This window comes from Flavonifractor sp. An306 (assembly GCF_002159455.1).
Classification (GTDB): Bacteria; Bacillota; Clostridia; order Oscillospirales; family Oscillospiraceae; genus Flavonifractor.
In genome coordinates this window covers 1-1296 of the sequence record NZ_NFIQ01000196.1, presented here as the reverse complement: position 1 = coordinate 1296, position 1296 = coordinate 1, and the positions used below count along the sequence as shown (strand labels likewise).

The 1296-nt window shown below is 57.0% G+C and carries 2 protein-coding genes; both read left to right on the top strand.

Annotated elements, in window-relative coordinates; all coding sequences use genetic code 11:
* Positions 1–110: 110 nt before the first annotated feature.
* Entirely contained in the window at positions 111–935 is an 825-nt protein-coding gene (locus tag B5F88_RS19550; RefSeq protein ID WP_162612262.1) for a ParA family protein, read from the top strand.
* A partial coding sequence (locus B5F88_RS19545) for a hypothetical protein (RefSeq protein ID WP_140402226.1) occupies positions 928–1296 on the top strand: 369 nt, incomplete at its 3' end. The genes B5F88_RS19550 and B5F88_RS19545, both read left to right, overlap by 8 nt.

The window sequence follows — 1296 nt, the reverse complement described above, 5'->3', positions numbered from 1 at the left end:
CATGAACATGAAGCACCTGGAGGCCGCCGTTGAGGATGCCTCCATTGCTGGCTGACTTCATTCATTCCAGGGTCTGCAAACCAATTTGCGCAAAATCCTTGACACTACCCATGGGCAAGATCGTAGCCATCACAAATTTCAAGGGCGGTGTGGGCAAAACAGCCACAGCGTTAAACCTCGGCGCGGCCCTGTCCGACGCCGGGAAGAAAGTTCTCCTCATTGACAACGACCCCCAGGGCAACCTCACGGCCGCGCTGGGATATACCCCTGCTGAACAAAAACGAACACTGGCAAACCTTCTGCTGGCAGCCATTGACTACCCTGAAGACCTGGAAATTCACCTTGAACGCGGGATCCTTCACACGGGAAGCGGACTCTACCTGATCCCCGCCAATCGTCGGCTGGCCGATGCGGCAGCCCGGCTCCAGGTGATGCAGATCTCGCAGTATAATGCCGTGGGCGATGCCGACCGAGTTTGCGAAAAGGTTATGGACAGCATCATGCCATTTCTGCGGGACGCCTACGACTACATCATCATCGACTGCGGCTTGAAGCATGAACTGCTGACCGTCAACGCTCTTGCGGCGTCGGACTACTGCATCATCCCGGTCCAGTCCCATTTCCTTGCCAGCGAGGGTGTCCCGGATGTGCTGGATCTGGTGCGCTCCGTCAAGGAAAAGTTTAATCCAAGGTTGGAAGTAGCGGGCATCCTTCTGACGATGTACCAGACCCGTCCCCAGCTGTGCCGCAGTGTCCGGGAGAGCGTAGTGGACATCTACGGCGGCTCTTACCATGTGTTTGAGCGGCCCATTGAATACTCCATCAAGGTGGCGGAATGCCCGGCAGCAGGCCAGAGTATTTTTGAGTACGCGCCGAAGAATGCCGCCGCCGAGTCCTACCGCAGCCTTGCTCGGGAGGTGCTGCGCCTTGGCTAAGGCTGACATGAACACCATTCTCAAGCGCAGGATGGCGGCCGCGCAGCAGGCCTCGGAACTTCAAGCCAGTGATGAAGCCTATCAACAGATCTTTCAGCGTGCGCCGCCCTCGGCTCCCTCTGAAATCTGCGACCTTCCGCTGGACAAACTGGACAACTTCTTTACGGCGGATATTGGTTTCAAGCCATACTCCCCAGCAAAACTGGAGGCATTTGCCCAGCAGTTGCAGGAAGAAGGGCTTTTGGTCCGGATTATGATGACGGCCTCTACTCCGGCACTCTGTCTCTGGATCACACCAGCCTGCACACCGAGGCCACCGGCTATTCCACCCGAAGTTATACGGTGTCCGAGACCAAGACCA

What these genes read in the sequence shown, in the direction of transcription:
- B5F88_RS19550 (WP_162612262.1), top strand. Translation starts at nt 111, where the DNA reads ATGGGCAAGATCGTAGCCATCACAAATTTCAAGGGCGGTGTGGGCAAA.